Raw genomic sequence first — 9,766 nt, forward strand, 5'->3', positions numbered from 1 at the left:
GTCATCCCAATTAAAATTTCGGCATGTCAGCAGCATCAAACGCATTAAAAAAATATTTCGGATATGATAAATTTCGTCCATTGCAAGAGAAGGTAATCAATTCTGTTTTGCAAGGGAACGATGCTTTGGTGATTATGCCAACAGGAGGTGGAAAATCCATTTGCTATCAGATTCCTGCTATTATCATGGAGGGAGTTACCATTGTTGTATCTCCTCTGATCGCTCTAATGAAAGATCAGGTTGAAGCTTAAGAGCCAATGGAGTTGCAGCTGATTATTTGAATAGTTCTCAAACCACTGGTGAACAGGGTGAAATAATTGAAAACCTTATTGCTGGTAAAATAAAATTGCTTTATGTGTCTCCAGAAAAACTGGTAAGCCAGGATTTCTATTATCTGATGCTACAGCTTAAAGTAAATTTGTTTGCTGTTGATGAGGCTCACTGTATTTCGGTTTGGGGACATGATTTTCGTCCCGAGTATACAAAAATGGCCTATCTGAAGAAGCAGTTTCCTCATGTACCTATTGTTGCATTAACGCTACAGCCGATAATCTTACACAGAAGGATATTGTCTCACAATTGAATCTATCAGATCCTGAAAAATTCATCTCTTCTTTCGATAGACCAAATCTAAGTTTAACCGTTGCTCCCGGGCGTGATAAGTTCAAATCCATATTGGGATTTCTTCGTCAGAGGCCACATCAAGCAGGTATAATTTATTGCCTAAGCAGAAAAGCAACGGAAGGTTTGTCTGAAAAATTACGAAATGCAGGAGTAAATGCTTCTTATTATCACGCAGGTTTATCAGCCGAAGAGCGTGCCAAACGACAGGAGGATTTTATTAATGATGAAGTACCTATTATTTGTGCGACAATAGCATTTGGTATGGGAATCGATAAATCAAATGTGCGTTGGGTAATTCATTATAACTTGCCTCGAAATATAGAGTCCTACTACCAGGAAATTGGTCGCGCCGGACGTGATGGATTAAAAGCAGATACACTTTTATTTTATAGCTTTTCGGATGTAATTGTGCACCGTAAATTTATAGATGAATCGAAGCTTAAAGAGGTTTCGCATGCCAAATTGGAGCGTATACAGCAGTTTTGTGATGCTCAAATATGCCGACGAAAAATTTTGTTGAGTTATTTTGGTGAGCACTTGGAAGAGGACTGTGGCAACTGTGATGTTTGTAAAAATCCACCTCAGTTGTTTGATGGAACCATAATTGCGCAAAAGGCTTTTTCTGCAATAGTTCGTTTAAAAGAGCAAGTTGCAGCAGGAACTTTAATTGATGTTTTACGTGGTTCTTCACGTCAGGATATCATTAGCAAAGGATACAACCAAATCAAAACCTATGGAGCAGGAAAAGACATTGCGCATCAGGATTGGCAGCAATATCTGCTTCAGCTATTAAATCTTGGATATATAACTGTTGCTTACGATCATGGCAATGCATTGCGATTAACCGAGCAAGCCAAAGAAGCTCTTTTTGGCGAACGATTGGTGAAGCTTGTACATTTGGCTTCAATGAAATCAGAGCCTGTGATTAAACCAATTGAGAAAAAGACAAGTAAGCAACTTGATCGTGAAGGTTTATTTGAAGCTCTTCGTAAACTTCGATTGCAAATTTCCAGGGAGGAGAATATTCCGCCATATTTGGTTTTCTCGGATGCTACATTGCATGAAATGACACAGGATAAGCCAACCAGTGAATTCGAGATGAAAATGATTTCAGGAGTTGGTGTTCGCAAATATCAGCTTTATGGAGAGTTGTTTATCAATGAAATCCTAAACTTTCAGCAAAGCAAGAATCGCGAAGCCAAAAAAAGCGGAGAGTCATTCTACAAAACTTACGAATATTACAAGCAAGGTTTCTCGGTAGATGAAATTGCTAGTATCCGAAAAGTAAATCCGGTTACAATATATTCTCATTTGGCCTCTTTGTATGAAAAGGGAGCTGATATCGATTTGTATGAATTCTTCAGTTCACGAGAATTGGAACAGATTGAAAATGCATTTCGTTCCCTAAACTATACCGAGAATATCAAAGAATTATACATGTATATGGGCGAGGAAATAGAGTATTACAAAATACGATTGGCCATATCATATCTCAAAGTAACTTCTTCATAATCTTGTGTTATTAGAAAATAATTATTGATCATTGAAATGTTTTTGTTAAATTTAGGTTTCAATCTAATTAACCTGTACCTTTAAATTTTAACTAAACATGAAAACAAGATCAATTTTAAGCATTGCTATAATGGCTATGTTTATGGCGGCATGCAATCAGAAAGTTAACTTGCCCGATCCTCCGGTTGCTCAAAAAATTCCCAAAGAACTAAAAATTCACGATCACACCAGAATCGACAACTACTACTGGTTAAATCAACGTGAAGATTCTACAGTTATTAATTATTTGACTGCTGAAAATGATTACTGCGATGCGGTAATGAAACATACGGAAGAGTTTCAAACGAAACTTTTCGATGAAATGGTTGCTCGCATTAAAAAGACTGATGAATCAGTTCCCGCAAAATCAAATGGATATTATTACTATAGCAGAACCGAAGGTGATGCAGAATATCCTTTGTATTGCAGAAAAGAAGGAGAATTGGATGCTGAGGAGCAAATCATGTTAAATGTTCCGGAAATGGCTAAAGGGTTTAGTTATTACAGCATTGGTAGTTATTCGGTAAGCGAGGATAATAAAATTTTAGCCTACTCGGAGGATACTTTAAGCCGAAGAAAATACACAATAAAGTTTAAGAGCTTGGTTGATGATAAAGTTTATACCGATGAAATTGCAAATACAACAGGTGGAATAACCTGGGCTAGCGATAACAAAACTGTTTTTTATACGGTTAAACATCCTGAAACCCTCTTGCCATATAAAGTTTACAAGCATGTTTTGGGAACTTCAGCAAAGAATGATGAATTGGTTTATGAAGAGAAGGATAATACTTTCTATACTTTTTGCTACAAAACCAAATCAAGAAAATATATCATGATTGGGGTAAGTAGTACCGTTTCTTCAGAATACAGATATATTGATGCAAGCAAACCAAACAGTGAATTTAAGGTAATTCAGCCTCGCGAAAGAGATTTGGAATATGGAATTGCTCATTATAAGGATCATTTTTATATCAGAACGAATTACCAGGCGAAGAATTTCCGTATGATGAAAACTCCTGTTAACAAAACAACAAAGGAGAATTGGATTGAAATGATTCCAAACAGAGATGATGTTTTCCTAAGTAACTTTGAAATTTTCCAAAACTACCTTGTGGTTGGCGAACGTAAAAATGGTTTAAATCAAATTCGAATTCGAAATTGGGAAAACGGTGAGGAGCATTATCTCGATTTTGGTGAGGAAACTTACGACGCTTGGATTTCTGCTAATCCGGAATTTGAATCAGATGTATTGCGTTATGGATATACCTCGCTAACTACGCCTAGTTCTACCATAGATTATAATATGGGAACAAAAGAGAAAACAATCATGAAGCAACAAGAGGTTCTTGGTGGTTTTAATAAAGATAACTACGAAGCCAAACGCTTGTGGGCAACCGCAGAAGACGGAACAAAGGTGCCAATTTCTTTAGTATATCGAAAAGATAAATTTCAAAAAGGGAAGAATCCTCTTTGGTTATCTGCTTATGGTTCATATGGATCTAGTTCGGATGTTTACTTCAGTTCGGTTCGCTTAAGTCTATTGGATAGAGGTTTTGTGGTTGCAACGGCTCATGTTCGAGGAGGTCAGGAAATGGGACGATACTGGTATGAAGATGGTAAGCTATTGAAAAAGAAAAATACATTTACCGATTTTAATTCCTGTGCCGAACATATGGTTGCAGAAGGATATGCAGCAAAAGACAAAGTATTTGCCTGGGGAGGAAGCGCTGGAGGTTTGCTAATGGGTGCAATTGTGAATATGAAACCAGAATTGTATAGAGGAGTAATTGCTGCGGTTCCATTTGTTGATGTGGTAACTACCATGTTAGATGAATCTATTCCTTTAACAACAGGAGAGTTCGATGAGTGGGGAAATCCCAAGAACAAAGAATATTACGATTACATACTATCCTATTCGCCTTACGATAATGTAAAAAAGCAAAACTATCCGGCTTTACTGGTAACAACCGGCTTGCATGATTCGCAAGTACAGTATTGGGAACCAGCTAAATGGGTGGCTAAACTTCGCGATATGAAAACTGATGAGAATCCATTGTTGTTAAAAACCAATATGGACTTTGGTCATGGAGGTGCATCAGGTCGATTTGAAAGATTAAAAGAGGTAGCTTTAGAATATGCTTTTGTTTTTGATCAAATAGGAATTAATGAATAAAAAAAATAAGAATGTTAATGGAAAAGCGCTCGTTTAGGGCGCTTTTTTGTATATTTAAAATTCGATTCTGACCAAAACAAATACACTTATGATTCGAACCTTAATTATTGATGATGAGATGAAGAGTCAGGCAACTCTTCATAAATTGCTTGAGAAATATTGTACTGGGATTGAAATTGTTGGGTTTGCGCATAATGTAAAATCAGGAGTTGAATCAATAAATGAATTGAAGCCGAATTTGGTTTTTTTAGATATCTCGATGCCTGATGGCGATGGATTTGAAGTATTGCAAAAAGTCAAAAATCGAGATTTCGCAGTAGTATTCACAACCGCTTTTAATGATTATGCGATAAAAGCTTTTCAATTTTCAGCTTTACACTATCTGTTAAAACCAATTAATTACCTAGAGTTACAAGCTGCGGTTGGACGCTATAAGGAAAATCATAAAGATTTGGATTTGAATGAAAAGATTCAAGTGTTGTTTGATAGTTTGAACAATCAAAATAAAAAGATTGTATTGCCAACTTCAAATGGCTTAAAAGTAGTCGAGATCGAAAAAATTGTTTATTGCAGAGCTGATGGTAGTTATACTCATTTTTATTTTTTAGATGAGGAATCCATTATGGTTTCAAAAGCCTTATCGAATTTCGAAGAATTACTTCCTTCAGATATATTTTGTAGAGTACACAACAAGCATTTGATCAACTTAAATTTTGTGGACAATTACGTAAAAGGAAGAGGAGGAAAAGTGGTGCTTGAAAACAAGGAGGAAATTGAAATATCGGAAGGCAGAAAAGCTGAGTTTCTAAAAAGATTAAAGAATATAGCTGATTTCTTACCCGATTCTAAAAAATAGAATTCCGCATTCACAAACTCAAACTACGTATTCAGAAATTAGTATTACGTAGTGGCAAATTATTCATTGAAAAGGCTGTTTTTCTTCTGTATTTTCACTGTGAAATTGAAGAACCACAACTATGATTGAACAGCTAAAATCTGAAATTCTTAAAAAATTTGGTGAAGATTTGGTTTATACCAAAGATTGCAAATTTTTAGCAGATACAATTTGCGAAGAAACAGGAAGTAGAATCAGTACTACTACGATTAGAAGATTATTCGGTTTTTTAAAAAGCACTACGACACCTGCCAAGTATACACTAAATATTTTATCTAGTTATTTAGGATATCAAAACTGGGAGCATTTTTGTAACTATTGGGAATATCAGCCTAAAGAAGAAATTGAGCCAAAAGAAGATTGGTCCGATTTTTACAATAAAGCAATTTCATTTAGTACAGAAACATATAAGTACATTTCAGGTCAATCGGGAATTCCGTTTAAAGCCGTAACTCCGAGAAAAGAAGCAGAGCAGAGAATAGAAAAGTTTTTGAAATCAGCCAATAGTGCCTTGGCATTTATTGCTCCAGGCGGATTTGGAAAATCAACAATGATTGCCAAGTGGTTTGAAAGAAAATGGCTTAATAAGAAAAACGATGATGTAGTTCTGTTTTTGAATGCATCCATGATGATCAGTTTTTTGAATGCAGATTTTAAATTGGAAGATTGGTTGCAGGATCAGCTTAAGTTTACCCAGAAGGATTCTCTAAAATATTTCCTTGAACATCCGAATGCTTGTGAGAGTAGAATTATTTTTGTGATTGATGCTTTAGATGAAATCACATATGACAATTTTAAGTTGGAGAGGGTGTTCTTGCAGCTGAAGCAGTTTATTTTAAATTTCAAGGATTCAGGTAAAGTTAAATTGATTTTGACATCAAGAAATACAACATGGCAAAAATTTGCAATGCCATTTGTTTTTCAATCAAATGCTTTAAAGGATTGCTGGTATGATTTAAATGATGAATCGGAAAAAATAAATGAGGCAAACATACCACCTTTAAGTCATAAAGAGATTCAAAGAGTGTTCGAAAAAACATTAAATCTTCAATATGCACCGAATGTTAGCGTTGATGATTTAACATACTTGCAAAAAAAGGTGATTTCTAATCCATTTTTTCTTGAATTGTTTATCAAACTATTTTCACCCAATAACATTCATAAACTAAATAAGGGATATGAATTGATGCGTGAGTATGTTAAGAATAAAGTTTACTACTCACGTTATTCTGAAGAAAAAATTGATATTCTGTATTCTATTTTGGATTTAATAAATCATGGTAAGGAAGGAACTTCAGCAAAAAAACTGGAACTTAGAGAAAGATATCCAATTCATTTAAAAACAGCAGGAGATTACTATGCTGCTTATCAGGAACTATTATCTTTTGGAATCATCACAGAATATATCTCTACCAATAAAAAGAACAATTATTGCAAGTATGTAAAGATTACCAATGAGGTACTTTTTGAAACATTGATTGGAATAAGTCTTATTGAGAAGAATGGAGAACTTAATTTTGAGTTGATTAAAAATGTTGACCAGAATTATCAGGGCTATGAGTTGAAAAACAGGTTGGTTTCTTATTTGCTGGAGTCAGCATTTTTGAGTGGCAAACATATGGAATTGAAGAACTTGTTTGAGTTAAGTGATGATACCATCTCTGCTCCATGTGTATTGGAAACTATCTTTAACTCTTCAATTTATACAGAAAAATACAAGTTTGAATTGATTCAACATCTGGCTGAAAATAAGAAGTCAGAGAAAATATTTTCGAAAGCATTTTCTGATACGTTAAATATTAAGGATCAATCGAAGGAAGTTTTGGAAATATTTGCAAAAAATGGTGCTACAAAAAATCTAAGAATTAGATCTTTAAGTTTACTGCTCATGTCTGCAATATTTAGTTATGAATCAGACAAGGCAACCACTTATTACAATGAGTTGGCGCAGGAAGAAGCAGATACAAGCTGTTCTGGTTTTACGATAGCTATACGATTGGCCGCAGTTTTAATGTATAATCATTTTATAGGTAATGATACTGATGATATTGAACTTCTCAGATTGTTCTATTACAGAGAAATGGCATATTTAAAATATGCGGAAGTAAATAGTGCAATTGACGGAGAGTTTGAATTAATTCTTTGTATGGCATTAACTTATATGGAGTCATACCATAAGGTTTTACAATTGGTAGATGATGCGGAACATTTGTACAAAAGTGAAGGTGATAAGACTTGGTCTTCCAATTACAGGTTGTTACAATGCTACAAGATTTTTGCGCAGTATTCTTTGGGAATGACTATAAACAAAGAACAAATTGACTATTTATTAAATAGTAAAAGTGAAGTTAATTCATCGCAAAATTACTACCTCCAAATATATTACAATTCATTTTTGAGTACTTGTTATCAGGAAAAGAACAAGATTCAAAAAGTTGAGGAATTTTTTAATAAAGCAATTGAGCTAAGCGAATTTGCAAATTATCATTCATGCACAGCAAGTCTTTACCGAAAAATGGCACGTTTTTACAATGGCATTAATGAAAAGACCAAAGAACAAATTTGTATCTCTGAGGAGACACATTTATTAAAGAAATATGCTTCTAGCTATACTTTAGCGGCATTGTTAGTATAATACTCTTCACAAATTCACTTTAATTATAAAGCTGTTTGTTTAGGCAAACAGCTTTATTTTGTTTATTATATTCCAATTCCGTTTCAAAATTATAACTTTACGATTATTGCGATTTAGGAATAGATTCTAGGGAATAAATGGGAACTACTTTTAAATCAGGAATAATAAGTATATGAATAAAACGTTGAAAGCAATAGTTTGCTTTTACGTATCCTTAAATGATCCATGAATATGAATTTTTCTCGATATAACCTGCAGTTCATAATTAAGTTGAGTGCTGTCATTTTTCTGGTTTTCTCTCATTTTTCTATTTCTGCACAAGAGAAATATTCTGTAACCGGAAAGGTGAAAATAGAAAATGGAAGTATTGATAATACTTTTATAACGATCTATGAAAATGCAGTTAAATTGGAATCAAAACTTGTTGATAATAATGGAAAATTTACATGTGATTTAGATTTTGGGAATGATTATATATTTGAATTTTCGAAGGAAGGCTTCGTGACCAAGAAAGTTAGTGTGTCAACATTTGTACCCGAAGAAGTATTAAGCAGAGATAGTCAATTTCCTCCTTTTAAATTTACAGTTTCATTGTTTCCAGCATATGAAGGTCTTGATTTATCCATATTTGATCAACCTATGGGTATGATCATGTATGACAAAGAATTGGATAATTTTGATTATGACAGAGGTTACGACTCTCAGATTCGTGATGCAATACAAAAAGCAGAGGCAGAAGCAAGAAGACGAGCTGCGGAATTGGAAGCGCAGCGATTGGCTAAAGAAAAAGCATATAAGGCTGCTATTCAAAAAGGCGATATTAACTTTAGAGGAAAGAAGTATGAAGAAGCCAAAATGGCTTATAATGAAGCCATAGCAGTTATGGCAGAAGAGCAATATCCAAAATCGCAAATAGCAAAGATCGATGAGTTGTTGGCAGAACAGCAACGACAGGCTGAAGAAGCATCACGCTTGGCTGCAGAGCAAAAAGTCTTGGATGAAAAGTATGCATCTATCATCTCTTTGGCAGATTCTCAATTCGAATCAGGAGATTATACCTCGGCGAAAACATCTTATTCGGATGCTTTGGCATTGAAAACAGAGGAAGAATATCCAAAGTTACAGATTACAAAGATTGATGAACTGCTGGCAGAACAGCAACGACAGGCAGAAGAAGCTGCACGTTTGGCAGCAGAGCAGAAAGCCTTGAATGAGAAATATGCAGCTATCATTACTTTGGCAGATTCACAGTTCGAGTCAGGAGATTATACATCAGCGAAAACTTCATATTCAGATGCTTTGGAATTAAAAGAAGAGGAGCCATATCCAAAGTCACAGATTGCAAAGGTTGATGAGCTGTTGGCTGAACAACAAAGACAGGCAGAGGAAGCAGCACGCTTGGCAGCAGAGCAGAAAGCCTTGGACGATAAATATGCATCCATCATCACTTTGGCAGATTCACAGTTCGAATCAGGAGATTATGCATCAGCGAAAACCTCTTATTCTGATGCCTTGTCATTGAAAGCAGAGGAGCCATATCCAAAGTCACAGATCGCAAAGATTGATGAGCTGTTGGCTGAACGGCAAAGACAGGCAGAAGAAGCTGCAAGATTAGCTGCAGAAAAGAAAGCCTTAGATGAGAAATACGCATCTATCATCACTTTGGCCGATTCGCAATTTGAATCAGGAGATTATACATCTTCGAAATCCTCCTATTCAGAAGCTGTGGCATTGAAATCGGAGGAGCAATATCCCAAAAATCAGATAACTAAGATTGATGAGTTGTTGGTAGAACAGCAAAGACAGGCAGAAGAAGCTGCAAGATTAGCTGCAGAAAAGAAAGCCTTAGATGAGAAATACGCATCTATCATCACTTTGGCCGATT

Annotated in this window: 7 protein-coding genes; all 7 read left to right on the forward strand. The window is 35.1% G+C overall.

Annotated features, from left to right (window positions below):
* The first annotated feature begins 23 nt into the window (after positions 1–23).
* Complete coding sequence (locus JCM15579_RS20525; protein ID WP_218186014.1) at positions 24–251, forward strand: DEAD/DEAH box helicase; 228 nt, start codon at positions 24–26, stop codon at positions 249–251.
* A 26-nt stretch (positions 252–277) separates the two neighbouring features.
* Positions 278–583 carry a hypothetical protein gene (locus tag JCM15579_RS20530; protein WP_218186015.1) on the forward strand — a complete coding sequence of 102 codons (306 nt, stop codon included), beginning with the start codon at positions 278–280 and terminating at the stop codon, positions 581–583.
* Positions 580–2,136 carry an ATP-dependent DNA helicase RecQ gene (locus tag JCM15579_RS01865; RefSeq protein WP_218186016.1) on the forward strand — a complete coding sequence of 519 codons (1,557 nt, stop codon included), beginning with the start codon at positions 580–582 and terminating at the stop codon, positions 2,134–2,136. Before JCM15579_RS20530 ends, JCM15579_RS01865 begins: the two co-directional genes overlap by 4 nt.
* Positions 2,137–2,233: 97 nt before the next feature.
* Complete coding sequence (locus tag JCM15579_RS01870; protein WP_054714906.1) at positions 2,234–4,351, forward strand: S9 family peptidase; 2,118 nt, start codon at positions 2,234–2,236, stop codon at positions 4,349–4,351.
* A gap of 88 nt (positions 4,352–4,439) precedes the next feature.
* Positions 4,440–5,207, forward strand: a complete 768-nt coding sequence (locus JCM15579_RS01875) for a LytR/AlgR family response regulator transcription factor (RefSeq protein WP_054714910.1) — start codon at positions 4,440–4,442, stop codon at positions 5,205–5,207.
* A gap of 121 nt (positions 5,208–5,328) precedes the next feature.
* Positions 5,329–7,881: an NACHT domain-containing protein gene (locus JCM15579_RS01880; RefSeq protein WP_054714914.1), complete on the forward strand. Its 2,553-nt coding sequence runs from the start codon at positions 5,329–5,331 to the stop codon at positions 7,879–7,881.
* Positions 7,882–8,112: 231 nt separating this feature from the next.
* Positions 8,113–9,766, forward strand: a 1,654-nt coding sequence (locus JCM15579_RS01885) for a tetratricopeptide repeat protein (protein WP_218186017.1), incomplete at its 3' end; no start/stop codon positions are given.

This window comes from Marinifilum fragile JCM 15579, assembly GCF_001310955.1.
GTDB classification, from domain to species: domain Bacteria; phylum Bacteroidota; class Bacteroidia; order Bacteroidales; family Marinifilaceae; genus Marinifilum; species Marinifilum fragile.